Annotated in this window: 23 protein-coding genes and 2 pseudogenes; 21 read left to right on the top strand and 4 right to left on the bottom strand. The window is 47.6% G+C overall.

What is annotated here, in order from left to right; translation table 11 throughout:
• From OXN25_04715 to OXN25_04675, 9 genes and pseudogenes are all read left to right on the top strand, one after another.
• A partial coding sequence (locus OXN25_04715) for a hypothetical protein (GenBank protein ID MDE0424152.1) occupies positions 1–261 on the top strand: 261 nt, incomplete at its 5' end.
• A gap of 19 nt (positions 262–280) precedes the next feature.
• Complete coding sequence (locus tag OXN25_04710) at positions 281–1,924, top strand: FGGY family carbohydrate kinase (GenBank protein ID MDE0424151.1); 1,644 nt, start codon at positions 281–283, stop codon at positions 1,922–1,924.
• Positions 1,925–2,014: 90 nt separating this feature from the next.
• Positions 2,015–2,503, top strand: a complete 489-nt coding sequence (gene moaC, locus OXN25_04705; protein MDE0424150.1) for a cyclic pyranopterin monophosphate synthase MoaC — start codon at positions 2,015–2,017, stop codon at positions 2,501–2,503.
• A 37-nt stretch (positions 2,504–2,540) separates the two neighbouring features.
• Complete coding sequence (locus tag OXN25_04700) at positions 2,541–5,606, top strand: DUF3857 and transglutaminase domain-containing protein (protein MDE0424149.1); 3,066 nt, start codon at positions 2,541–2,543, stop codon at positions 5,604–5,606.
• Positions 5,607–5,706: 100 nt separating this feature from the next.
• Positions 5,707–6,714 (top strand): MoxR family ATPase, encoded by a 1,008-nt coding sequence (locus OXN25_04695; protein ID MDE0424148.1) that lies wholly within the window; start codon positions 5,707–5,709, stop codon positions 6,712–6,714.
• Between the two features lie 100 nt (positions 6,715–6,814).
• On the top strand, positions 6,815–7,528 hold the full coding sequence (locus tag OXN25_04690; protein MDE0424147.1) for a glycosyltransferase family 2 protein: 714 nt from the start codon (positions 6,815–6,817) through the stop codon (positions 7,526–7,528).
• 759 nt (positions 7,529–8,287) lie between these two features.
• Complete coding sequence (locus OXN25_04685; GenBank protein ID MDE0424146.1) at positions 8,288–8,500, top strand: hypothetical protein; 213 nt, start codon at positions 8,288–8,290, stop codon at positions 8,498–8,500.
• 23 nt (positions 8,501–8,523) lie between these two features.
• Entirely contained in the window at positions 8,524–8,673 is a 150-nt protein-coding gene (locus OXN25_04680) for a hypothetical protein (GenBank protein ID MDE0424145.1), read from the top strand.
• Between the two features lie 81 nt (positions 8,674–8,754).
• Positions 8,755–8,955: pseudogene (locus tag OXN25_04675) on the top strand (DUF4926 domain-containing protein).
• Positions 8,956–9,218: 263 nt separating this feature from the next.
• Here the strand turns inward: OXN25_04675 and OXN25_04670 are convergent.
• From OXN25_04670 to OXN25_04655, 4 genes and pseudogenes are all read right to left on the bottom strand, one after another.
• Positions 9,219–9,881, bottom strand: a complete 663-nt coding sequence (locus tag OXN25_04670; GenBank protein ID MDE0424144.1) for an SEC-C metal-binding domain-containing protein — start codon at positions 9,879–9,881, stop codon at positions 9,219–9,221.
• An 8-nt stretch (positions 9,882–9,889) separates the two neighbouring features.
• Positions 9,890–10,345, bottom strand: a complete 456-nt coding sequence (locus tag OXN25_04665) for a hypothetical protein (protein MDE0424143.1) — start codon at positions 10,343–10,345, stop codon at positions 9,890–9,892.
• Positions 10,346–10,440: 95 nt separating this feature from the next.
• A pseudogene (locus OXN25_04660) lies at positions 10,441–11,564 on the bottom strand (IS3 family transposase).
• Between the two features lie 41 nt (positions 11,565–11,605).
• Positions 11,606–12,133, bottom strand: coding sequence for a DNA methyltransferase (locus tag OXN25_04655; GenBank protein MDE0424142.1), 528 nt, complete (start codon positions 12,131–12,133; stop codon positions 11,606–11,608).
• A gap of 696 nt (positions 12,134–12,829) precedes the next feature.
• Between OXN25_04655 and OXN25_04650 the strand changes: the two genes are divergently transcribed.
• From OXN25_04650 to OXN25_04595, 12 genes are all read left to right on the top strand, one after another.
• Entirely contained in the window at positions 12,830–14,092 is a 1,263-nt protein-coding gene (locus OXN25_04650) for an ankyrin repeat domain-containing protein (protein ID MDE0424141.1), read from the top strand.
• Between the two features lie 311 nt (positions 14,093–14,403).
• Positions 14,404–16,140, top strand: coding sequence for a Rieske (2Fe-2S) protein (locus OXN25_04645; protein MDE0424140.1), 1,737 nt, complete (start codon positions 14,404–14,406; stop codon positions 16,138–16,140).
• Positions 16,141–16,155: 15 nt separating this feature from the next.
• On the top strand, positions 16,156–17,889 hold the full coding sequence (locus OXN25_04640; GenBank protein MDE0424139.1) for a Rieske (2Fe-2S) protein: 1,734 nt from the start codon (positions 16,156–16,158) through the stop codon (positions 17,887–17,889).
• Positions 17,890–17,940: 51 nt separating this feature from the next.
• Positions 17,941–18,987: a hypothetical protein gene (locus OXN25_04635; GenBank protein MDE0424138.1), complete on the top strand. Its 1,047-nt coding sequence runs from the start codon at positions 17,941–17,943 to the stop codon at positions 18,985–18,987.
• Positions 18,977–19,495 carry a helix-hairpin-helix domain-containing protein gene (locus OXN25_04630; GenBank protein ID MDE0424137.1) on the top strand — a complete coding sequence of 173 codons (519 nt, stop codon included), beginning with the start codon at positions 18,977–18,979 and terminating at the stop codon, positions 19,493–19,495. Before OXN25_04635 ends, OXN25_04630 begins: the two co-directional genes overlap by 11 nt.
• 89 nt (positions 19,496–19,584) lie before the next feature.
• Entirely contained in the window at positions 19,585–20,553 is a 969-nt protein-coding gene (locus OXN25_04625) for a DUF3419 family protein (GenBank protein MDE0424136.1), read from the top strand.
• Positions 20,554–20,559: 6 nt separating this feature from the next.
• On the top strand, positions 20,560–21,273 hold the full coding sequence (locus OXN25_04620; GenBank protein MDE0424135.1) for an iron-containing redox enzyme family protein: 714 nt from the start codon (positions 20,560–20,562) through the stop codon (positions 21,271–21,273).
• Between the two features lie 17 nt (positions 21,274–21,290).
• A complete protein-coding gene (locus OXN25_04615) occupies positions 21,291–22,112 on the top strand; it encodes a GNAT family N-acetyltransferase (protein MDE0424134.1) in 822 nt (273 codons plus the stop codon).
• Between the two features lie 90 nt (positions 22,113–22,202).
• A complete protein-coding gene (locus OXN25_04610; GenBank protein MDE0424133.1) occupies positions 22,203–22,670 on the top strand; it encodes a hypothetical protein in 468 nt (155 codons plus the stop codon).
• 23 nt (positions 22,671–22,693) lie between these two features.
• A complete protein-coding gene (locus OXN25_04605; protein MDE0424132.1) occupies positions 22,694–23,473 on the top strand; it encodes a LamG domain-containing protein in 780 nt (259 codons plus the stop codon).
• 108 nt (positions 23,474–23,581) lie between these two features.
• Positions 23,582–24,049 carry a hypothetical protein gene (locus OXN25_04600; protein ID MDE0424131.1) on the top strand — a complete coding sequence of 156 codons (468 nt, stop codon included), beginning with the start codon at positions 23,582–23,584 and terminating at the stop codon, positions 24,047–24,049.
• 100 nt (positions 24,050–24,149) lie between these two features.
• A complete protein-coding gene (locus OXN25_04595) occupies positions 24,150–26,591 on the top strand; it encodes a DUF5916 domain-containing protein (protein MDE0424130.1) in 2,442 nt (813 codons plus the stop codon).
• Positions 26,592–26,713 lie beyond the last annotated feature (122 nt).

The following is a 26,713-nucleotide window of genomic DNA, read 5'->3' as shown; positions in this document are numbered from 1 at the left end:
CAACAAGGTATACAACAAGGTATACAACAAGGTATACAACAAGGTATACAACAAGGCACTGAGCAAGGCGCATTACAAACTGCAATCAAATCCATCTTTGATGTTCTTGAGTTCAAGTTTGATGGACGCGCAGTGCAGGCGTTTAGACCCGCAATAGAAAGTATCCAGAATCTGCAACGTCTTGAAGCGTTGCATCATGAAGCTTTACGCGCAGAAACCTTTGAGGCATTCGCTCGTACTTTGAGCACAAATGGCAACTAACTGAAAGGAAATTGTTTCAGTGACTGATCGCAAACACCCGCGTCTCACACTCGGCTTAGATTCCAGCACACAAAGCCTCTCCGCTGTCGTCATTGACATAGACACGGCGGAAAAACGCTTTGAACACGCACTCGATTATCGCACCGATGAACGACTCAACCAATTCGGTATCGGGGAGGACTACATCTTACCGCCGAGAGAAGAAGGCGAAGCCGAGCAACCGCCATTGATGTATCTCGCCTCGCTCGATGCATTGTTCGCTGACATGCAAGCGGCAGGTATCGCCTTAAAGGATATTGTTGCGATTAATACATCAGGACAACAGCACGGACACGTTTATCTGAACCGAAACGCAGCGAATATCTTCTCCAACCTGCAAAAATCAAAAAGCAACGCGTCTGAATTAAAAGTGCTATTGGCGGACGCTTTCGCGTATCCCAACGCACCAATCTGGATGACCGCTAACACGCTCACCCAAACCAATGCTGTCCGAGATGGGGTTGGCGGGAAAGCGGAAATGATTGCGCGCTCCGGTTCAGATGCACCGCTCCGATTCACCGGTACCGTCATGCGACGCGTCGGAGAACAGTCTCCCGAACACTATACGGCGACAACAAAAATCCAGTTGATTAGCAGCTTCATTCCAGCCGTGCTAACTGGTAATGCAAACGTGCCTATCGACTACGGCAACGCCTGCGGAATGTCGCTCATGAACTACAAGAAAAAGGTATGGGATTCCGCACTATTAGAAGCAACCGCGCACGGCTTACCGGGAGGCGTAGAAGGATTCCAATCAAAATTGCCAACCCTCGCACCTCCAGATTCTGTCGTCGGTAACCTTGCGGCGTATTACGTTGAGAAATACGGCTTCGATCCTGGATGCGCAGTCATAGCAGGTTCCGGCGATAACCCACAGGCAAAAGTGCCTGTTGCTGGAGACCTCCTGAGCCTCGGTACGAGTTTTGTCAATATGGTGTCAACGGACGGCGACACACTCGACCCAGAAGGGTTTGCTAACGCCATGTACGACGGCATCAACCGACCCTTCATGTTCGGCTGCCGCACCAACGGCGCGATGGTCTGGGATGCCGTGAGAGCCAATTATGGATTCACAAAAGAAGAATACGCACCCGCAGAAGCTACGTTGCAAGCCGCCGCACCCGGGCAGTTTATGACGTTTTGGCAACCCAAAACCGAATCCTTTCCAGTCTCTGGCGCGTTTGAACTAATACGTACCTCACCAGAACACACATTAGCAGCAGACTATACGGGTATCATTGAAACAAGCCTTGCCGCCCTTTACATCTACTCCGCTGTCTTCACAAAACAGACACAAGCACCGCTGTTTGTAACGGGTGGAGCAACGGATAGTCCCGGAATCATGCAACGGGTCGCCGGAATCTGGAATAGACCTACACTCCCAGTGGAAAAGGGGGGCGCAGCCCTCGGTGCCGCTGTCGCAGGCGTGAAAGCATTTCTTGATGCAGACCCTGACACAGAAAATGAGTCCTTCGATATTGAGGCGTTCAGTGCTTCAGTCTTGAAACGCGGGGAACCTATTCAGCCCAATCCCGCAGACATCGCCGCTTACCACGGCGAAGGAAAATATCTCCAACGGTTCCGTGAAAAATACGAACAAATTATGGAAGCACATCCGATGTAACAAATATCGTGCTTCATCCATTTTGAACTTAAAGGTCGGTTCGTAGTAGTGCGATTCATCGCACGTTGTTTGGTCTCTGGAATACAAGAAATGAAAGAACAACTCACACACTTTGACGAAAAAGGCAACACACGGATGGTGGACGTCGGCGGCAAGCAAGAAACCTTGCGTGTCGCCATCGCCCGTGGACACATAACCGCCCGCACTGAAACGCTTCGATTAATCACTGAAGAAAAAATGAAGAAGGGCGATGTTTTAGAGGTTGCACGCCTTGCAGGTATCATGGCAGCAAAACGGACGGGTGAACTCATTCCCCTCTGTCATCCGCTCGCATTGACTTCGATCCGCGTTGAACTCGTCATCGCAGCTGAAACACCACGGATTGAGATTCAAGCAGAAGTCCAGACGGTCGGACGCACAGGCGTAGAAATGGAAGCACTCACCGCTGTATCCGTCGCAGCACTGACTGTCTACGATATGTGTAAAGCGGTAGATAGGGAAATGGTCATCGCTGATGTCAGACTTGTCAAAAAGACAGGTGGTAAAAGTGGTGATTTCATAGCGACTTCCGATACATAATTCTCTCAGAGAAACGGATTAGGAGGTTGGAAAGAAAATGCATCAATCACTCACTATGGGAACCCTGAAAAATAAACAGACATTTTACCCCACCCCGGTAGGTGCGGTTTCTAACCGCACTGGTGCTGAATGTCTAATTAATTCTAAGGTTTACCATAAAATTCTCATAATTCTCGCCGTTTGTCTAATCTTTGTACCGATCTCCTTTGCAGCAGATTACGCCCTAATTATCGGTGGTGCCGCCGGTGAAAAATCTTTCTACGATGCATTCTGGAGTGCCACCTCCCGGTTTCATCAATTGCTCACCGACGAATACGGCTACGACCCAGCGCAAATCACCTTCCTTTTCGAGGATATGGGGGATTCGGAAAAACCCGGACTTGTTGATGCTGAATCGAGACGTGAACCGCTCTTAACGGCGTTCGCAGAACTCACTGAGAAAATCCAACCCTCAGACCGATTTCTACTCTTCATGATCGGACACGCATCCCGCACCGGTAGAAGTACACCGAAGTTTAATCTACTGGGACGAGACATCACCGAAACAGAATATATAACGCTTATCAACGGCATCCCTGCTGAGAACCAGATACTCATCTTCGGCTTCCCTTACAGCGGGCGGCTCGCATCCCAACTCAGCGCACCAGGACGCATAATTCTGACCTCAAGTTCACCGAACGAGGGTTACGCACTACAAGCTGGGTTCGGCGATGTTTTCGTCGATGCCTTCTCCACAGCAGCTGCCGATACAAATAGCGACGGCGCGATCTCGCTTCTCGAAGCGTTCCTATCCGTGGAGGAGCGGACAAAAGCGTGGTACGAAGACTTTGGTACGATTCAATCCGAACACCCACACCTCGACGATAACGGCGACGGAAATGCCACCCGGCACCTAACGACCGCTCTTGAATCTGAAGAAGGTGCAAACGATGGCACACTCGCTGAGAAAACATTTCTGGGCAAAAGACGCTCGGCACTACCCGCGCCACCACCCTCGGAACCAGAAGTCCTCGCCGACGTACCACCTACCGAAGTGGAGGAACAAGCGAATTCGGAAATCGGCGATGCCAACACCTATCGCGGTGGTAGATCTGCGCTTCCGTACGACTTCATCAGCGAAGCAGACGAAAACACTATTCAAGAAGCCATTAGCAACGCTCCCTCTCAAAAAGCGTATCCAGACGACGGGGCTGCCGTACTTTGGGAAAGCGTCGATGTGGATATCGATGAAAAGAGCCGATACATCTACTCAACACGTCGGATCGTCAAAATCTTCAACGAAAACGGCAAAGACCTTGCTGAAGTGAGCATCCCCTACATGCGTGGAAGAGACGATGTCACCATCCACCACGCACGAACACTCACACCGGACGGCAACGCTATTGAACTCGATGTAAACGAAGTGATAACCGATCTCGTCCCACCGAGTGCTGTGGATGCCGGGTTGTACGTTGACGCACGTTTGATGTACTTTTCGCTCCCTGGCGTTACGGACGGATGTATCATTGATTACGCCTATTCTACGAACAACGCTGGACACGTCATGCAAGGCGAATTTTGGCGGAAAGTCTATTTCCAAGCACCACAACCGGTGCAATATTATCGGCTTACCGTCCACATCCCGAAGAAAAAGCAGCTCTATTACCAAATTTCAGGGGCACCCGCAGCTTCCCAAACAGATCGCTTTCTCTCTATTCAACCCGAAATCGCTGAAAGCAACTACGCCCGAACCTATACCTTTGAGGTGACAGATGTTCCACCCTTGAAAGAGGAATATCTGATGCCTGCCCCGCAAGACCTCGCTTATAGCATCAGCATCTCCTCAATCGATTCTTGGGACAAACTCGTGACGTGGTACGCAACCCTGATTCGAGAACAGGATACCCTCACGCCAGAAATTGCCAAAAAGACAGAACAACTCCTTAAAGGGGCTTGGACACGACAAGAGAAGGTGAAAAGACTCTATGAATACGTCGCAACCAACATCCAATATCTCGGTTATGAACTCGGAATTTGGGCGATTAAACCCCGTCCAGCTAACCTCGTGCTGAAAGACGGCAGAGGCGACTGTAAGGACAAAACAACACTTCTGTCCACAATGCTCACATCTGCAGGCATTAACTCCTATCCTGTCCTCATCTCCGCTGGAGACACACGCGGTATTAATGCCCACCTGCCAGACGGCGGTTCGGAAGTCAAGGCGGTTCCGTCCTTAGCCTATTTCAATCACATGATTCTCGCAGTTGAAGGGAACAAAGACGATGAACTTATCTGGCTCGACCCAACATCGGAAACCTGTGCTTTCGGGGATTTTCCGGCTGGTGACCAAGATAGATGGACGCTCATCATCAACCCACAGTTTCTAACTGAAAATAAAATAGATACTTCAGAGGACCTCGCATCTAAAAACGCGCAGGACCTACAGAACAACCTTTATCTTTTCCAGAAGAGTCCCTCCTTAGACGCGACAGCGAATCTGAAACGCCTTCATACCGATGTACACGTCAAGGAAGACATGAGCGTCACCGTTCGCCAAGAATTAACAGTCACTGGCAGCTTCAACATAAAATTGCGGAGTCAACTCGCCAGTCTTGACACGAACGAAAAGCGGGCTGAATTCATGCACAAAGAATTAGAATTGGACGACCGCGCCAAAATAATTGAATTCAAATCTTCCAAACTTTTCCAACTCGAAAAGGAATTGAAAGTTGAAGTTACGTGGACGTGTGAAGGATATTTATATGCCATCGGTAGCCAATTCGTTCTTGAACTCCCCCTCGCGAAACACCCGTATGCGGAACTGTTGAGCGAGGAAAATCGAATGTATTCGGCTGTTATCGGCAAGGCGTTATCACTTGAAGATAAAGTCAGCGTCAGCACAGAGACACCCTTTAGGATAGATACTGTCCCTGAAGAGCAGACCCTGAAAAACGAGATCGCTGAGATTCAACTCCGTTATACGCAATCCAAACGCAAAGCCGAGATGCATCAGATCGTCCGTTTCCTGTCACCCACTGTAACACCAGGGGATATCGAACATCTCAAAGAGATTGTCAGAGCCGCTTCAAATCGAGGCACAAAACGATTTATATTAACACAATAGCCGTCAGCAGTCAGTTACTAACCGAGAACCTGCCCGAAACTGTAGGGGCTGGGTTACCCAGCCCGTAAAGAGGGCAGTCCAGGAGGACATAGCTAAAAAAATGCCAGCAACAGAAGAAGTTCAAGCCATAGAAGAGTTGATGAAAAGCCAAGAACTCATTTTGGCACAACTGAAAAAGATTATAGTCGGGCAAGAGGAAGTCATTAATCAGATGTTGATGGCACTTTTTGCCGGGGGGCATTGTCTATTAGAAGGCGTGCCAGGTCTCGCCAAAACGCTCATGATTCGGACTTTGGCGCAAATCCTGAACCTCAAATTCAAGCGAATCCAATTCACGCCGGATCTGATGCCTGCTGACATCACTGGCACCGATGTCCTCGAAGAAGATCGGACAACTGGGCATCGCACGATTCGGTTTATTCAGGGACCCATCTTCGCCAACATCCTCCTCGCCGACGAGATTAACAGGACCCCCCCGAAAACACAAGCCGCACTTCTGGAAGCGATGCAGGAATATCACGTCACCGCCGGCGGCAACGAATTTGAATTGGAACGGCCCTTCTTCGTGCTTGCAACACAGAATCCGATTGAGCAAGAGGGTACATATCCACTCCCCGAAGCACAGTTGGATCGGTTTATGTTCAAAATTGTTATCGACTATCCGACAGAAGCTGAGGAGACAGACATCGTTTCGACAACAACTGGGGCGGAGATCCCTGATCTTGAAACGACACTCTCCGGGCACACTATCGTAGCACTCCATAATATTGTGAGGCGTGTACCCGCCGCCGATAACGTCGTACAATACGCCGTGAAAATCGCACGCGCAACGCGTCCAAAAATGGAAGACGCTCCCGATTTCATTAAGGAATGGATACGATGGGGGGCAGGACCTCGCGCGGGGCAGTATCTCATCTTAGGGGCGAAAGCCCGAGCGATTCTACGCGGCAGATACAACGCCTCTTGTGAAGATGTCAAATCCGTCGCACCGGCAGTCCTACGACATCGAATCTTAACCAACTTCCACGCCGAGGCAGAGGGTGTCGATTCCGATACCGTCGTCCAACGGCTGCTCGACACAGTGCAGGAACCCGCTGCAAGACTATAAACAGCACGTCCTTAGGCACAGCAGCAAGGCAAACGGAAGCATGGAATGATGGAAGAAGGCGATACTTCCAGTCTTCCATCATTCCTCTCCTTTCTCATCCATGAAAATATCAGTCGTCATTCCAGCACTCAACGAAGAAAACGCCATCGCCAAAGTTATCGCCGATATACCGAAAACGGTGTACGCCTCTGACGGACACACAGGTGGGAGAGTCCAAGAGATTATCGTTGTTGACAACGGCTCTACGGATAACACCGCTGCAATCGCAGAGCAACATGGAGCACGGATTATCAACGAACCGAAGAGAGGCTACGGGGCTGCCTGTTTGGCAGGTATCACGGCACTCGCGGAGACAACACCCGACATCGTCGTTTTTCTCGATGGCGACTATAGCGATTATCCCACAGACATGCCAAAGCTGCTCCAACCCATCTTTGAAGGCAGTGCCGCGTTCGTCATCGGCGCAAGGAAGGCAGACAACGCACGAGAAGCGTTATTACCCCAAGCCCGATTCGGCAATTGGCTTGCGTGTCTCTTAATACACCGGTTCTTTGGCATCCGCTATACAGACTTAGGACCCTTCCGAGCGATCCGATACCCACAACTCCTCGCCCTGAACATGCAAGACAAAACCTTCGGCTGGACAGTAGAGATGCAACTCAAAGCCGCGAAACAGTCAATTCCTGTCTGCGAGGTTCCGGTTCGTTATCGAAAACGCATCGGCACCTCCAAAATCACCGGCACCCTCACCGGTACCCTCAAAGCAGGCTACAAAATACTCACAACCCTCATCTACCACCGCTTTTTGGCATAACACCCTCCACCCTTTCAACCGCGCATTTTTCAATTGAAACCCACTCTGATTAATGCTATACTTGTTTTTATTTCTGAAACAAAAATAGGACTTACGCACTCCCCTGGTAGGTGCGGTTTCCAACCGCACCGAACCCTGTTAGAAAGTGCCTTCACCATATCAAAATAGGCGTTCTGACCCCAATTTTGCGTAAGTCCTGAAAAAAACAGATAACACAGACCTATATCGCATAGATCCAACACCGCAGTGAGTAGTCGAAACGAATTTATGAAACTTAAACCCCGTCTTTACATAGAAACTTCTGTCATTAGTTATCTTACTTCAAGAGCAAGCCGGGATTTTATTATCTCTATGTGTCAACAAATAACTCGCTATTGGTGGGATAACGTTGTGGATCGGAAATTTGAACTTGTTTCTTCTACTATTGTTAGACAGGAGATCAGCCGTGGAACACGGACGCAGCACAACAACGCCTCAAAGTGTTAAATTCAATCACGTTATTAGAAACATCACTTGAGGAGATGTCCTCTCTTGCGGAGCGTCTAGTTGATGCAGGAGCGGTCCCCTTAAGGGCAAAGACAGACGCACTACATATTGCTATCGCGGCTATTAATGGTGTAGAATATCTCGCGACATGGAATTTTAAACATATAGCGAACACAAACAAACTACCTTTAATACACAAGGTATGCGAAACCGCAGGCTATACGCCTACAACTATTTGCACACCGTTAGAACTCCTATGGGAGGTTTCTTGAAATGTTGAAAGACCCGATTATTGAAGAAATTCATCGGATTCGTGACGAGTGGGCTGCTTCTTTTCAGTATGATTTACGTGCACTATGTGAAGACATAAAGCGACAAGAAAAACGAGATTTTCTCACGGATAAGCACGGAAATTTCATAAAGGACGAAAAGGGAGGCTTGATTCTTAAACCCGAAGTTGATGCTGAAAACACAGCCAAATCCTAAAAAGGACACCCTGCGGATAACGTTTGATAGACGCAAATGAAACGCCGGAAGTGTCTCTCCGAACTGAAAGTGAGGCTGAGGCAATAAAAGCCTCTGACATCTTAGAGTTCGGCAATCAGGAAGCATCGGATCAAACCGTAAGTGGATTTGAAGAAGTAAAAATTGATGTATGAAACGTATCAGGATAAACCATGAAAAACAAATCTTCCGACAACACCTCAAACATAGATAACTTGTCTGAACACAATCGAGAGCTGAGAAAAAAAGGCAAAATCAAACTTCTGGATGTCGTCGCGCTCACACAGGATGTCCCGCAGCACAATCTCAAGCGTGGAGACATCGGCACGGTTGTTGAAATCCTTTCAAACGGCGAAGCGTACGAAGTTGAATTCAGCAATGCCTACGGGCAAATGTCCAAGTGCCTGAGTTTCCTTGTCTCTCAACTTAGAGTGCTTCCTCACGAACAAATAAAAGCGGATGCCAAACTTCAAAAAGATAAACAAGTAAAAGGAGTTACAGAAAAGGGAAAAAACGCCGCCGCACAACGCCTCATCAAAGCGATGGAAAAACCACCACATCTCACTGATGAAGACATTGAAGCACTGAATCGGTCAATCAAAGAAGGAAAAATACCTATAAAGTTTGATTCGATCTTTGAACCGGACGAACGCGATGAAGAATGAATAAGGACTTAGATAATGAGCCTGATGTGCCTGATTCAACGCCTTAACCGAGTTGGGGCATCTAATGATGTTCTCCTTAACGGGTTTTCCGGGGATTCAACCTCACCAAGATGACATTTTTTGTACTTCTTGCCGCTTCCACAGGGACATGGATCGTTCCTACCTGGGTTATGTCGCACTATATTCATGATTTCCAAAAAGTGCTCTATTTCTCCTTGCTTGCCATGAGAATATTCGCCCCAAAGGTCCTTCCGAGCCCTGTCAATACCGAATTTATCTGTGTAGGAGAGTCGATAAAAAAATGGAATTACCAATTCATCAAGGAAATCCTCAATACAAAGCTGCTGGCTATCTCTGTATTTGAGACCTAAGCAACACGCGCGATTGTGGGGATAAATGTGCAAGTCAATGATCGGAACCTCACATTTTTTCACAATTCGACAGTATTTCCCCCCGACCTCAAACACTTTCGGCCATCCGTTCCAATCAAGGTCATCTAGGTAAATCTCAACCTCAAAAACATCCTGAATTAAAAAGTCAGTTTCTTTAAGGAGATTGGCAATCGTTATTTTCCCGGATTCGCTCTCATACACCGCGCAAAAGTCCAGCTCGCCTAAAATTTTATGGGAGTCTGCATCGTAGTATAAGTTCGGAAAATGTAATCTCAACCATCTAATGTCACTATCGGTTATCTTCATGATAGAAATTATCTCGCGTAGGGCTTTCTAGGGGTAACTACCCGCGTGGAGGCAATTGCTGACGCACCTCCGTTGTTTTGGGTTTTACTCTTAAGTTCCCCGAAATTGTCACCAAATAACTTTCGCCATTTCTTGACACTTGCATTATGCTCAGTTTCTTCAAACGCCTCGTTTATCCTGCTGTTATAGAGGTCAAACATTTCTCGGAAATGGGTATATTTATCCTGGTCCCAGTGTCTTGTGAAGGATTCTCCATCCAAGACAGGATTGCATATCTCGGGCATTAGAAAATTCGCCTGTAAAAAACTGTTTATCCGGTTAGAAACTGTTTTTAAAGCGGTTGGAATATCCTTAAAATGATCCCCCCACTCGTCACTGGCATAAACACTATTACCAATTAACGTTGTCAGAAGGATCGATTTTACAGAAAAGTTCCCTTTGTGATCCCTAAGAAATTTTAACAACCGCGTAACCCCCTTCAGGTTGCCGTGGGTAATTCTGGTTTTCTCGTTGAACCAATTGAAGTGCCACCGTTTATTTAGACCAAAATTTAGCAAAGTTAAGAGAAGGTTTGTCTTTGAAATTCTATAGGTGTCAGATACCCTAACGCCGAATGTGGGCGTTTATAGTTATACACCTGTGTGATAAAATGACCGATGCGTTCTCGAGCCTCGGTAATATCTTGGTAATCATTGAGGTGAACTTCTTCTTCCTTGAGCGTTCGGATCAACCTTTCGGCGTATCCGTTCTCCCAAGGACACCCGCTGCGAGCGACTGAAATCTGAATATCGTGTGCTTTGAGCGTCGAGATATAAGCGGTTGAAAGATATTGCACGCCTTGATCGCTGTGATGGATCTCCGGAGACCCGCTTTGCGAGAGTGCCTCTTGTAGCGGTTTCAACGTCAGAGATGTATTCAAATGTGGACTGACCTGCCATCCCCTGATCATTCGGGTGAAGATGTCCATGAGCACAGCGACATAGATGAAGCGTCTCTTGAGACGGACGTAGGTAATATCGCCTACCCAGACTTGATTCTCTCGAGAGATCTCAAGGGTCTGAACTCTATTGCCCCAAGGCTGTTGACCTTCAAAGGATCTCGTGGTTTGACAGATGCGTTTCACCGAGACCGAGAGGCACTCTTCTTTCATCAAACGGGCAACACGTTTATACCCGACGGTGTATCCTTGACGCAGTAGCATCTTTGTCATACGCCGATACCCATACGTCGGATACGCTGCCGCTAACCGCTGTATTTCAGCGCGTAAGATGTCTTCAGACGGGTCGTTTTTGGGTTGATAATAGAAGGTGCTCTTGTTGAAACCCAGCACCTCACAAATCTCTCGCATGGCATACTCCTTGCGCAACGTCTCAACGACGTATCGCTGTTGAGATGGATTCAATCCAACAACGTCAATGCCTTTTTTTGAATTTCCAACGCCAGCGTCAACCTCCCAACGAGTTGCTCAAGTTGAGCGATCCGCTCGCTGGAAGCATCGGAGTGCTTCTCTGGAGATTCAAAAAAGGTTTCGGCATTTTCAAGAAACTGCCGTTTCCACGTTGAGACTTGGTTTTCGCTGAGGTTATGTCGGCGACACAGTTCCGCCTGTGAACTTTCACCGCTAAGGGCCTCAAGCACAACTTCTGCTTTAAACTTAGCAGTGAATTTTCTGCGTTTCGCCATCGGAATGCTCCTTTCAAATAGATTGTCATTGTAGCACAATCTTATATTAGAGAGTGGTCTAAATTTCCGGTGGCAGTACAATGAATACTCCCATAAATTGCAGAATCATTATGTGCTGCGGTTCGTTTCCAAACAACCTCATTCCGAAAGTTTCCCTTCCCAAACACCGCATCCATAACTAACTTGAGATAATGACTCATTGTCGTATCGCAATGTAGGTAGATACTGCCAGTATCTTTCAGAATACGCTTCATTTCCAGTAATCTGGCAGCCATGTAAATGAGATAAGATTTATCGCTGTTTGTCATAGCAGCATGGATAACTCGGTTCAGCGCAGGATGTTTCGTCTCAATGAGATCAAGCCAAGCGTTGTCTACGTCTGAAAGGGTCCACGTATCTTTGAATTCCGCACCAGCAGCTTTTGAACCTATAGGGGCTGCGTAGTTCGTCTTGCTATTAAATGGCGGGTCTAAATATATGAGATCAATGGATTCACTATTTATCCCACGCATGATAGGCAGATTATCACCCGTGAATATCGTCTTTGGTTTGATATTTGTGGTTTCCATACAAAAGAACCTCAAAAATGTTATGAGATTTGTGACCGATATAGGTTGTGTCTGCTTCAATGATACCTTGTAGCAACACACCACCTTTTTCGCTATTTTTGACCGTATTATTATATACCAAGTGGTCTTTTGATTCAAGTCGAAATCTCGTGCTAATGGGTGTAAAGTTTTTGACACTAAAGTCTCAAGCACACAATCCGCAATTACCAATTCCTATCCGCGAACCGCTAATGCATTTTACTTGACATTAGTTAGCAAATAGAGTATAATGTAACCTAAGTTGCTAGTTTGTAGCATAACCTGTTAGGTTGTGCATCTGAGGACGCAAACTAACAGTTTGCGGTACAAAATGCCTGGATCATCGACAGTTTTGCGTAAAAAACGAGGTATACATGTCTAAAATCGTGTAAGTAGGAACTTGGATTATAATATAATAAGACTTTCCAAAAAAGTGAATATTGTATCAAGCTACAAAACCCTGGCGCGGAAACCGACACACATTTCCAGCACCTATAAGTTTCTTGCTGACTGCCAATAGCCAGTAGCGAGAAAAAATGTTACACTTTTCGCCAAATTATTTTTTTTATAAGAAAAAATTAAACGTCAACAAACCCCTACGGGGACTGGGTTCTCTAACGTTACACGCCACACACAAAATGTTACACTGGTGTAACATTTTTAAGAAGGAAAATACTAATGACAAAGAAGCAGGCGTTTATTACAGCAGTCGAAAATGGCGATGCATGGACAGTTGAAAACCTATTGGCAACGAATGAAACACTCGCTGCACAACTTGATGCGCCGTGGTTCAGTTTCGATGCCCCGGCGATTGTGTTTGCTGCTGCCTCCGGCAACCGTGAGCTTATTGATGTTCTACTCGATGCTGGGGCGGATATTGATGTCAAAAGCAGTTGGTGGGCAGGCGGTGCCTCAGCGTTACATCACGCTACGGGTTCTATGCTGAATTACAACAGAGAACTCGCTGAATATCTGATTGAACGGGGGGCGACAATTGACGCGCACGCCGCCGCGGGCTTGGATATGTCCGAAAAACTTGCTGAGTTAATTCGCGAAAATCCGGAAGTCGTCAACGAACCGGGATGTGATGGCATGTCTCCACTCCATTTCGCTGCGACCCCAAGAATCGCTGAACTGCTGCTTGCACACGGCGCGGATATAAATCTCCGAGACCGCGACCATAACGGCACACCGGCACAGTGGACACTGGGGAGTCGTCCTGAAGTCTGTCAATATCTTCTTGAACAAGGGGCGGAAGGCGATATGGTGCTCTATTGTGTAACTGGAGACGTTGAACGGGCGAAAGCCGTATTACAGGAAAATCCTGCGCTTCTTGATTTACGGATAGATCATAAAGTTCCAGAAGGTTATACGATAGCGTCCCACGACGCTGAAGGAATAGGTGAGGTTCCGGGGGCGCATGTTTATGCCTATAAAGTTGGACCAACCATGCGACTGCTTGAGATTGCGCTACAGGCAAAGCAGGCAGCGATCATCAAGATGCTGATGGAATGTGGTTATCAAATCAAGCTCCGAGAGTGGTATATGATTGCTGGACAGGGGCCGCGCAATATGGACAGACTTGTAAAGATGTTTCTCGGAAAAGGTTTGGATATCAATGCGCGTCAGAAGCATCGGCGTGGCGTATGGGCACCGTTGCATTGGGTGGCGCAACGCGGTCTGACAGATGGCATTTCATGTCTATTAGAGAATGGAGCAGATCCGAATATAACTGACGACCAAGGACGCACGCCGATCCATATCATCGCACAGAAGGGAATAGGGAAAAACCAGATCCAGTTACTCATGAAACACGGCGGCAACGTTAGCATACGCGATGCAGAGGGTCAAACGCCTCTGGATTATGCACAGAAGGCGAAAAGAAAGTCTGCTGCAAGTTTCCTCACAGAATATGCAAATCGCGCACAGGAACCGACTTAATTCTGACGAGAAAATTTGAAACACATATCAAATTTTTTTCGTGAATTGTTAATGAAATATTTTTATTTTTCGGTTGACATTTTTCTTTTTATAATAGTATAATAATAAATGTTAGTTAAGTAAAATTGTGTAGAGGTTAGTTTTCGTTATAGTGTTCTGGCACATCTAAATTGAGAGGTAGTTCGTAGTAGGGCAATTCATTGCCGGTTTCTGACGTGCGATAAATCGCACTACTACGAACCGGGGTTTCCCCATCATTTGAAGGTTGACAAACTAATAGTGTGGAACACAATTTGGAGGAACATGAAATCATGGAGCATCGAACAGAAAACTGGGTGAAAGTCGCTGAGTTAAGTGAGGTTCCTGAGGGACAATCGAAGGCGATTCGGATGGGCGAAGGGCGTAGTATTGCGCTCTTCAACGTTGAAGGGCGGATTTACGCAACGGATAATCAGTGTCCGCACATGGGGTATCCACTCACGCGCGGCACCGTCCGTAACGGCATCCTTACATGTGATTGGCACCGCCGCAGTTTCGATTTGGAAGGTGGTGGTTGCTTCCATGTTGAATGCGACGACTTACGGACTTTTCCGGTTGATGTCCGCGGTAGCGAGATTTGGATAGAACCGGGAGATATGATCTATCGGCGTGCAGAAGAACACAAGCAGTTGCTTCGAGAAGGACTTTTAAGTGAAGACCGATGGACGATGTCCAAGGCGATTTCGCTTCTATTAAAGGGAGGTGTGCCGGAAGAAGAGGTCATGGGAACGATCTTAGCACACGTCAGCCGACACATCGCGAGTTCTCACGACGCAGAGGGCGGTAGCGACGTTTCCCGGCTCGTCAACGGACTCAAAGTCGGACGCAGATACACAGATGCAGATAGACTGATTGCGGTTACGACTGCGGCTTGCTCGGCTGCGGGACCCGCATCCGAACGGCTTGAAGTTGTTCCATTACCAGAACCTGTCACATGGGAAAAGATAAGTCGGTGGATTCGTAACTTCTCTTATGAAGGGCAATCTGGACGCATTGAGCGGTGTCTGTTCACGGCATATCATAAAGGGGATGCCGATAAGTTGCGTCCTTTATTGTTTGCGTGTGCCGTTGAACCACATTTTATCGACCTGCCCCATATTCCGCTTTATGTCAGTTATCTCTCAGAAGTGGTTGATGAATTTGGGTGGGAGCACGCATCCGAGTTATTTTTCTATCTCGGTGCCAGACTTGTCGGACATCGTCCAGATGAGCCAGAACGCTACCGACGGGATGCAATCCAAATTATGCGTCAGATACTTCCGAGTGTTGAAAATGCTGACTTGGAGCGAACTGTTGAATTTGACGAAGATACTTTTGTTGAAGCGTTGACGAGTGTCAATCTCCAGCGAGCATTTGAAGCGGTACAAACCGTTTTGGTTGATGGTGTTAAGTTGGAGGGTCTTATTACAACGCTGGTGCTTCTCGCGGCGGATCGGATGGCACATACACCGGTAAACGTGGATGCGGGTTGGGAGAACTTGACAACGGAACTCAACCTTGCAGCATCTCTGCGAAGTGCGCAACGCGTGGGTGGCAACGAAATTGCAGCGAAAGGCGTTTTTCACGTTGTGTGGCAAATCTTCGCGAACCGCTGGATAAACATTCCCTCACGCGCGCTCAGTCAACCGCTGCGTCAAGAAAAACTGGATGTCCCGGATCAAGCCGAGGGTATCAAGTCTATCATTCGTACAATTCAGACCCTCGATGTCCAAAAGGTCGGACCGCAAGTGCTCGGTTATCTGAATGCCGGTTATTGTCCTGAACAGTTGCTTGAAGATATTGGACATACGGTTCTCTGGGATGATACTGGAAGTCAGATACTTCCGACGTTACGCACCGTATTTGAGGAATGGCAGTACGCCGAAGGGCATCCCGCTCAGGCGCAACTTTTGGTCGGATTGGCGCGCTATGTCACGGATATCCGAACAAACAAAGATAATAGGTCTGCGGCTACAACGGCGATGCGTTTTGCTGAAGGTAGAACAACAATTGAGGTCTTTGAGGAATAAAAGGAGAGAAAGACAGTGTTAGAGAATACCAATTTCGTCAAGGTTGCTGCCCGCAGCGATGTAGCGGAAGGGAAACCGAGGGCAGTTAGAGTTGAAGGACATAGCATCGCTCTGTTTCAGCATGAGGGTGCTATCTATGCGACGGATAATCAATGTCCACACATGGGGTATCCATTGGTGAGAGGGCGCGTCAGGAGAGGCGTTTTATCGTGTGATTGGCACGGCTGGAGTTACGACATGGAGGGTGGCGGATGCTTTACGGGGGGTTGTGATGACCTCGCCACGTTTCCTGTTGAGGTGCGGAATGGTGATATCTATGTGGATGTCGCCAGTGGCGGTAAGAAACGCGACGATGCCCATTTTTTGCTCCTAAAGGAGGGCTTATTAACGACGGACAACTGGACGCTTTCTAAAGCGATTGCGATTATGTTAGCGAAAGGTGTTTCCGAAGAAGAGACCTTGGAATTGATGGTCAAACACATGGGGCAACATGTCTCTACAGATCAGGATGCGTTCAATGGTGGCAGAAAGTTGGCGATGCTGATGAACGGCGTAAAGGTCGCCCGTATGTACGAACCCGAAGATCGACTTATCCCGTTGATGTTGGCGGCAGAGGGTGCAGCGGGTAGATTGGGAGATAGACCCGATCGCCGTCCTCTTCCCCCACCGATTGATTGGCAGAAACTAAAAGACTGGATTCGGGTGTTCACCGCTGATAAAGAATGGGAGGGTATCGAAAAGTGTCTGATCACGGCGCGACGGTTAGGCGGACAGGATGAAAAAATTGTACCACTCCTGTTTGAATGTGCCGTTCAACCCTTCTTCATCAATCATTCCAGAAATCTCATTAATCTTGGACACTTGGCTGAGTTGTTGGATCGGTTTGGATGGGAGTTGACTGAGGAGTTAGTCTGCAACCTCGGCGCAAAGATTCTGGGTGAGGGACGCGGCAGACCGAGTGAACTTCATCGTGAAGCGATCCAAAAACTGGAAGAAATCAGTCCTCTCTTTGATGAACTTCCACAGGGGACATCTGTTGATTATGACGAAGATAAATTCTCGGCGGCTCTGGTCAGTGGTGATCTCAATGAGGTTTTTGATACACTAACGGAAATGCTTGCCGCGGGTGTTCCGATTAACGATCTTGCTACAACTATGGTTATGATGGCAGGCGATAGAATGGCACGGACACCGGTGAACATGAGTCCAGGTTGGTGGGACCTACAAGAAGAGATGGAGTTGGGAGCGACTGTGAGAAAGGTGCTTCGGTATGGTGGAACGAAAGTCGCCGCGAAGGCACTTTATCATGCAGCGTGGCGGTTTTTCGAGAACCGATGGCTTAACATTCGCTATCAACCTATCACAGCGTCGAGAACATCTACAAATCGTGTTGTTCTTGATGAGGATGTAGTGCTTTCGGAGATCTTAGATGGGATTGAGTCTGTCCGTATTCAGGAAATCGGACGACGTACCCGTGAGTATCTTAATGCTGGATGCTCTGCGGAGCGGTTGATGGCTGAAATGGGACTGAGTATTCTTAAGGATGATAACGGTCACCATCTGCTCAGTTCAATTTATATGGTGTCTGAGGAGTGGAAAACGTGTGGATCCCATCCTGGGAGAAATCAACTGATAGTTGGATTGGCGCGATGGGCAACCGATATTCGCAGAAACGCCGGAAATGATTCCGCTGTTCAGACGGCTCACCGTTTCGCGCGCGGTGAAACCGCGACGGAACTCTATGAATAGGACATATAGTAGGGCGAGGTTCCAATGCCTCAGCCCTACTTTTTTTATATTATGAAGAATTTACTTGCACTTTTTTTCTTTAATGTGTTATGCCTATCAGTACAAGGCGCGACGTTGGAATTTGCCTTTCAACTTGGTGAGAAGCAGGACCCTCGACTTGATAGACTCCTGCCTGATGTCGCGCGACAGATGGCCTTCAACAAAGACGGTACGAGGTTGATTGTTAAACAGATGGACGGCACCGTCGTGATGTGGGATGTCCAGACACGGCAGAATCGAACTATTTGTACCGTCCCCGAAAAGCGATGGTTTGCCTATGCTGTTGATGCGGATCAACTCCTCATCAAAACAGCAGATGAGAGCATTGCTGTCGTCCATCTTGCATCCAACGCTGAGCTCACACTGACAAAAGGTGCTTATGAGAGTGGTAGCCTGTCGGCTAACGGCACGTTGGCGGTATTATCGGAAGGTGATGAGCAGATTGAGATGTGGCAGATAGAGTTCTCGGATACCACAGAAGCACTTGAGGGAGAACAAGTCCGCCCGCAGAGATTGAAGACTTTGGAGACAGCAATGCCCATTCGGAACGGTCTCGCTCTTTCTCGTGATGGTCGGTTCATTGCTGCGGCAGCAGGGAGTTACCGAGATGGTGAGGGGCATCGGACGGCTATTGAGATTTGGAACGCTGCCGCGGGACGTCCAATGCATATTTTTGACACCGGCGAGATTTTAGGGGTCTGGAATGTGTTGTTCTCAGCAGATGCGAGGTTGTTAGCTGTTGACACACAGAAGAACGCTCAGTCTGGAATCCGCGTTTGGGAAATTGAGACCGGCAGGCAACTTCTCGCAAAATCTGGGTTTGAAGCGTATTGGACCCGAGCACTTGCTTTTTCACCAAGTGGTAAATATCTTGCTTCAGGTGATGAAGCTGCGAATCTCCGGGTGTGGGACATCTCCGAGGGTGAAACGGTAATTTGGGAAACCTATCCGACTGGCATTCAATCGTTAGCCTTCTCGCCTAACGGCGACTATTTAGCGGTAGCACTTTGGGATGCCACAATTCAGATGCTACGTTGGAGGGACAATAGTGAACGGTGAGAAAAATTTAGAAGACGGCTCTTACGTTGATGCGAAGGGACGGACACGTTGGCATGAAAACGATGAAATTGCGCTAAGACTCTTGGAGCTCCATACCTTCCTAATTATTGCGGACTATCCAGAAGACCACGCATCACGATACCCGCGCCTCTCGCATTCTATCTCTCGCTTTCCAGAGCCGGTGTCGGATTTAATCGCACAGGGACGGTTGATAGAGGAAATTGGAGGGGTCGGGGAAATCATTGCGGAAATTATCAGGGAATTCGTAGAAACGGGTACAAGCGGGAAATTGGAGGAGTTCGCCGGTGATACCCCCCGAACGGTCGTTGAGCTTGTGCCTATACCCGGACTCGGCGCCAAAACAATTAAGCGGTTATATGAAGAAGTCGGTGTAGAGAGTCTTGTTTCGCTCAGAGCGGCGATTGATGAAGGAAAACTCAAGGGTTTTCGCGGTATCGGCAAAAAGACGTTGGAAAAGATTGAAGCGTATCTTGATGAGGCGTTATAGGCGCGTGATTTATTATAAGGAATAAACCACATACTGGTTAGATTACCTCAACAGAGGACACGCAACGATTATCTGTGGAGTTAGGGCAGATGCCGGATAACGATGTCCAATTTGCAGTCGTCAGAGAAGATCCGATGGTGGAGGCGGAGCTGGTTCGTTTAACAAATGCCAGCAATGTGCTGTTGATTGCTTCTGGCGGGTGTACTGCCTTAACATTGCAAGCGTTGTTTCCAGATTTGCATATCACGCTGGTCGATTTTAATCCGGCACAGTTAGAGCGAGTTCGAGACAAAATGAGAGCACTGCACGGTGTTGATGCAGCGGCACGGCATCGAAGATTTAATATTGAGACCAGCGATCCAAGTGGACTCAATCAGTGTGGTAACTTTGAGTCCCTGTTCCGAGGTCTACGGGAGTTCATCTTCGATCTGGTTGCCGACGAAGCGGAAATCCGACTGTTATTTGAAGAGAAAGGTCGACTTGCGGATGTCTCAGAGCTGCTCTTCTCGAACAAGTATTGGTCAGTAGCGTTCGATCTGTACTTTAGCGACTCACTTCTGAATGCGATGTTTGGTCCAGACGCTACACAGCACGCTGAAACTGGGAGTTATCGGCGTTACTTTCAGAGGTTATTTGAAAAAGGCTTGACCTCTGCAGGGGCGTTTGATAATTACTTTCTTCATCATGTATTTCTTGGATACTATCTCCAACGTCCGGCAAGTCTGCCTTATTACCTCTTAGCACCATTTACCGATTACTGTTTTCAGATGATTGAAGGGACACTGGATGGGGTCCCGGAGCTGCAACGTTTTGATCTCATATCTCTATCCAACATTATGGATTGGATGCCATTAGCTGAGATTACTTCCCTTATCGGTTATCTTCAAAACGAAATGAAATCTGGAGCGACGGTTCTGTATCGTCAACTCAATAATTACACCGATCTTTCAACCTATTTTGGCGATTCATTTACCTTCAATGAAGGGTTGGGTATTCGGTTCCAAGAAATCGAACGCAGCTTATTTTATGCCAGCGTTCATGTCGGAAAAAGGAAGTGAGTACGAATGAACAGGAGTATTGACAACATCCTGAAAGAGACGAATGTATGGATGAACCCATATTTTCAATCTTTGCGCGACGACACTTTTGATTTCGATGATTTTGTTGAAACACAAATTCAGTTCTATTTTGCTGTCGTGTTTTTCAACCGTCCGATGGCAGCCCTTGCTGCGAAGATCCCGACATCGGAATTGCGCTTGGAGGTCATTCGCAATGTTTGGGAGGAACACGGTGAAGGCAATACATCTCTAATGCACGAGAAAACATTTCTCACGTTTCTTGATCGGTTAGCTGGAATTAAACCCGAAGATATTGCGAAACGAGCGATGTGGCCTGAAGTTCGTGCCTTTAATACCGTGCTTGTCGGTGCTTGTGTGATGGATGAATACTTGATTGGTGCTGGGGTCATGGGAATCATCGAACGGATGTTCTCGGACATTGCAGGCTGGCTCGGAGAGCAGGTTGTGAGTCATGGCTGGATCTCTGCGGAGAAGTTGATTCACTATAATCTCCATGAGGACCTCGATATTAAACATGCGGACGATTTCTTTGATGTACTTCGTCCTGCATGGGAGGCTGATGTCGAAAATAGATACTACATTGAACAAGGATTGCGCCTTGGGGCGTGCGTCTTCAATTCGCTTTATGAAGGACTTTACAAGGCACGAAAGCGTCGTATCTATCGCGATGTACGCGGACCCCATACACGGGCATCATAGCGGTGTTGAGGTATCAGATGCGGATAAACCGTTCTTTGGATATCAAAGAATTACGCAATGCGGAGTGGAAAGTTTTCCATGATCGCATCGCGGACTTAGAGAAGGGGACGAGTTATCCGTTGGGTGAGGATCGGTTTGAGATTGACCACGGTGCGGATTATTTTGCGTTCTTCACGCGGCTGGGTCAGCTCCGCTACTATGTCGTGCTTGACGGGGATCGGGTGGTAGCAGTAGCCGCTGCGATCTTACGCCGTGTGCCGCCAATGAGCGATAAAAAGCCGAAAACGGTGTGGTATCTTTGTGATTTGAAGGTTCACCCAGAATACCGTGGACGCTATCTCCCTGTCTCGATATTTGTCCACGCTTTTCCAAAGTTGTATCCTCTTTGCCCTCGTGGGTATGCTATCTCTATGGATGCGGACAGCGAACGTCCAAATCGCGTTGCACTCATGCTAAAGCGTTTTCCGCTCGCGCCGATGTCAATCGCGACAAAGTTAGGAATTGTTTCTTTAGATGCCGAGCAAATGCGAGAAGTCGAACCGTTTTTACGAGACTATTTTGGAGACGTTTCTTATCTGTCGTTGGCGGACAAAAAGGACATCATTTTGCAGAGTACCCGCTCGCCGATGCCACTGTTACATGTTCAGTTCGGACCGTGTGCGGCGCAAGGGCATCCGAAACCGCTTGATGATTATATTCACATGTTCTGTGTTTCGATGGATCATCCACTGCTTGAGATATTGAGGCATCAAGGTACTTATCCATCAGCCACGGCTACCGTCATTCATCACGGTATGGAGGCGTGGGATTGGGAGTTCATCCTCACCAGCGACATCTAATAATAAATCAATAGGAGGGAATCGGGATGTGTTGTTGCGATGTTGCTTTCAAGCACATACCAAGCGTATAATATCCCGTGAATTTTTATTATGGCGCGATCACTTACTGATGGCGAAATGGTCAATGGTAAGAAACATGGATATTGGGTCACTTATTATGCGAACGGACATAAGCGTAGCGAAGGTGGCTACATTCATGGTAAGAAGGACGGACCTTGGATCACTTACCACAAGAATGGGAACAAGGCGGGTGAAGCGACCTTCCGCGATGGAAAATACGAAGGTCTTTGTGTCACCTATTATGAAAATGGAAGCCGTAGATCCAGTGGAGTCTTTCCTAAACATGTTGGTAAGTCGTATGACGGCAAAAAGGAGGGGCCGTTTTATAATTACGAAGATGATGGCAAGACGGTGTGGCTGATTGTCACCTACAAGAAAGGTGGGAGCCGTGCGAAACCGGATGAATATCCGCTCGGTGTCTGCGCTGTGTGTGGCGAGGGAAGACGTTTGGCTTGGGGCAATACTTGCCCGAAGTGCGGTAACGAACTGGAGACATAATTTGAAAAAGGAGACTAAAAACGATGAAAGTCCTAATTACTTTGGTTGCTATGATAGTTATCTTTATTTCAGGGATATGGGTTCAGGAAAGCATATCGGAAATTGATCCAGCATCCCTTATGGGGATGTGGCTCTTTGATCAGGGAAAAGGAGACGCGGTTGTGGATACCTCCGGCAATGGAAATGATGGTGAGATTGTTGACGCTGAACGAGTAGATGGAAAGAGTGGCAAGGGAATAGAATTTGACGGGACTAACCATGTGGTTATCCCAGCGAGCAAAACGGTCAATGACTTCCTTGATGGATTTACGTATCTGCTCTGGGTGAAACCGCTGGGTAACCCTTCGGGTCCCCATGTTCGTCTCATAGAGAGAGATTGGCACAATCCAAATATTCTCATCGGTCCGACCGATTTTTATGGTAGTTTTATCTTCAACGGCGGAATAGACAACAGTGCTGTTCGAGGCGGGACTTGGGAGATGGACGAGTGGAGTTTTGTTGCTTTAACACACGATGGTAAGACACTCGTCCTCTATGTTGATGGTGAGGTTGCAGCGGATTTAGATGTAGGAGAACCAGATTTTACCGCACAACACGACGGTGGTTCGATTTGGTTAACCCGTTGGAAAGGGGGGCCTGGTTGGGATTTTTCGGGGGTTCTTGACGAAGTGGCTATCTTCAATACTGCACTCAGTGAAGACGACCTGAATACTATCATGACAGATGGACTTGAGAAAGCCCTCTCGGTTTCTGCAATTAATAAGCTGACAACGACTTGGGGGGACATCAAACGGCAAGAGTAATCACTGCATGAGACTTATTTTTACAAACGAATAGGAGGTAATAGGGACGCGTCATCAAGACACAACTTGCAAGCTTGTATTTGATGTCGGCGTCCCACAAATTTAACTATGGCAAAATCACTTACTGATGGCGAGATGCGCAACGGCAAGAAGCACGGGTATTGGGTTACTTACTACGCCAATGGCTTTAAGCGGAGTGAAGGTGGCTACATTGAAGAAAAAAAAGAGGGGCTTTGGATCCAGTACCATAAAAATGGAAACAAAGCGAGCGAAGGCTTTTTCCGCGATGGTAAGAACGAAGGCGACTATGTGGCGTATTATGAAAATGGCAATCGCAAATGGGGTGGTCCCTACCGCAAACATGATGGCGGCTCCGCTGATGGCAGAAAAGAAGGTGTCTGGCTTTGCTATGAAGAGGATGGCGAGACGGTGTGGCGCATTATCACCTACAAGAAAGGTGGGAGTCGTGCGAAACCCGATGAATACCCACTGGGGGTCTGTGCTGTTTGCGGTGAAGGCAGACGCTCAACGTGGAAGGATGCTTGTCCGCAATGTGGGGCAGATGTTTCTGATTGATTCTCAAAAATTCTGAAGTTTTAGTCCTATAAATTCTGATTTTTTTCTCAGAAACAGGGTTTAACTGAATAAAATACCTAAAAAAGAGAAGGAAAAATTAGTGGCAATTAAACGGAATTTTCTGACCGTCTGGGCGTTTTTCGTTGTTTTTTTCGTTGTACAACTCCCCGGCGGTCTCAAGGCTGAAAATGAGGAAAAATCACTGCACAGAACCGCAACAGCTGTCCGAATCAATAGCGCGCCGCCACAGTTAGATGGGGTTTTGGACGATGCGATCTGGAAAACCGCACCCCTCCATGAAGGATTTAGGCAACAAGACCCTGATGAAGGAGAGCTGGCAACCGAACGCACTACGTTCCAAATCGCCTACGATGACGAGGCAATCTACTTCGCGGTGATGTGCTACGATAAAGAACCCGAAAAGATTTTCTCTCGCTTGGTTCGGCGCGATAACTACGTTACATCCGATAGACTTGATGTAGTTCTCGACCCGCATTACAGTCGGCAGAATGCATTCTGGTTTACCGTTTATCCTTCAGGATCTGTAACAGATGGGACTATTTCTGGCGGCGGTTGGTGGGATAGTACGTGGAACGGCGTGTGGGAAGTGAAAACAAAAATTCACAAAAATGGCTGGGCGGCAGAATATAAAATTCCCTATCACGTCCTACGCTTTGCACCTAAAGAAAAATATACATGGGGACTCCAAGTTTCACGGAGCATTAGCAGAAAAAAAGAATATGCGCTTTGGCGTTTGATTAAAAAAGATGAACCCGGTTGGGTCTCCCGTTTTGGCGATCTAACAGGTATTGAGAATATCCATCCGCCGCACCATTTGGAATTAGTTCCTTATACCATGGGTCGGACAACACTCAATAGCAAAACCGATTTATGGGGGAACATTGGTAGTGATGTTCAGTATGGAATTACCTCCGGAATAACGCTCAATGCTACAGTCAATCCAGATTTTGGACAGGTGGAGGCGGATCCGGCGCGTCTAAATCTTTCGGCGTATGAGGAATTTTTTGAGGAACGTCGTCCTTTCTTTGTGGAAGGGGCCTCCATCTTTAGCAGCAACGACTATAATTTTTTTTATACTCGGCGCATCGGGCGGCAGCCAGGGCATTTTGACCTGCCCGAGGGTGCTAAAGAACTCAGCCGCCCGGAGGCGACAACGATTCTGGGGGCTGCCAAAATTGCTGGTAGAACTCAAAGCAAGACCTCCTTCGGCATCATGGAAGCCGTTACATCTCCAGAGTACGCACAGATCGAAGAAGCAGGTAAAGATGACAAATTCCTTGTTGAACCTTTGACGAACTATTTCGTTGGTAGGGTCAAGCAGGATGTCCTCGGCAATTCATACGTTGGATTGATAGGGACAGCTGTCAATCGCCAGGCTTCCAATGCCGCGTATGTAGGGGGTTTGGACTGGGATTTAAAGTTTGCAAAGGAACGGTACCAGATAAGTGGCACCTTAGCGGCAAGTCAGGCGGGTAAAATGGATGAACGCAAATCGGGCTACCTTGCCCACCTTGAATTTGACAAACGTGGTGGATGGATGCAATTTGATACCGATTTCAGAGTGCTTTCGCCTGACTTAGAAATGAACGACCTCGGCTTCCGGCGACGTGCGGATATGCTTGAGTGGAATTACGACTTCACCGTGCGGAAGGGAAAACCCTTTAGTGTCTTCAGACGCGTCATTTTCGGACTCTACGGCTGGCGAACATGGAATTACGACGGAGTCAGTATCAGTCGCTACTCCGAAATCTGGACAGATGGCCGTCTAAAAAACTATTGGGATTATGATCTTTGGATTGGACGAAATTTGGAGTCGTTTAGTGATGATGACACGATGCGTGGTGGAACGCTGATCAAAAGTCCGCCAGGCTGGTGGATTTTTACAGCACTCTCCACCGATAGCCGTAAAATGATTCAGTTGCGGTTGAATCCTGTTTTCGCATGGAATGATGATAGGCGTTCGTATGACTACGATGTGCGGCTCTGGTTACGCATTCGACTCGCCTCCAATATTGAGGTGAGCTTCGGTCCCTCGTACAATTATGGCGTACAGGATGCACAATGGGTAGATCTGGTGGAAGAAAACATCGATGGACACATCGAAAAACATTACGTCTATGGTGAACTGGAGCGCCGCACACTGGATTTCACAACGCGCGCGAACATCAGTTTTACGCCTACGCTGAGTCTCCAATTCTACGTGCAACCCTTTGTTACTATCGGGGACTATGCCAATTTCAAGGAGTTGATTGAACCGAAGTCTTATCAGTTCAAGCCTTACGCGCTAAACGAAAATCGTGATTTCCATCGTAGGTCTTTACGGGGCAACACTGTGCTTCGCTGGGAATTCCGTCCGGGCAGCACCCTATTTCTCGTCTGGACACAATCCCGAGAAGCGGAGTTGGAGCAGCTTCGCACAGCAGACCTCGAATTCCGTCCATTACACCGACTGCGTAATAGCTTCACCGATGAAGGCAAGAATGTTTTCCTGATAAAATGTCGGTATTGGCTCGGGGTGTAAGGCACTAATGGAGAGTCCTAAGTTAAGTCCTAAAAAAAATTCCAATCACGGAACTCGAATACAATCATATGTTCTCCACGAAGAATCTGTATGATTTGCCAACCTACTACAACTATGGCGTA

This window comes from Candidatus Poribacteria bacterium (assembly GCA_028820845.1).
GTDB lineage: Bacteria > Poribacteria > WGA-4E > WGA-4E > WGA-3G > WGA-3G.
This window is presented reverse-complemented; position numbering and strand designations above follow the sequence as displayed.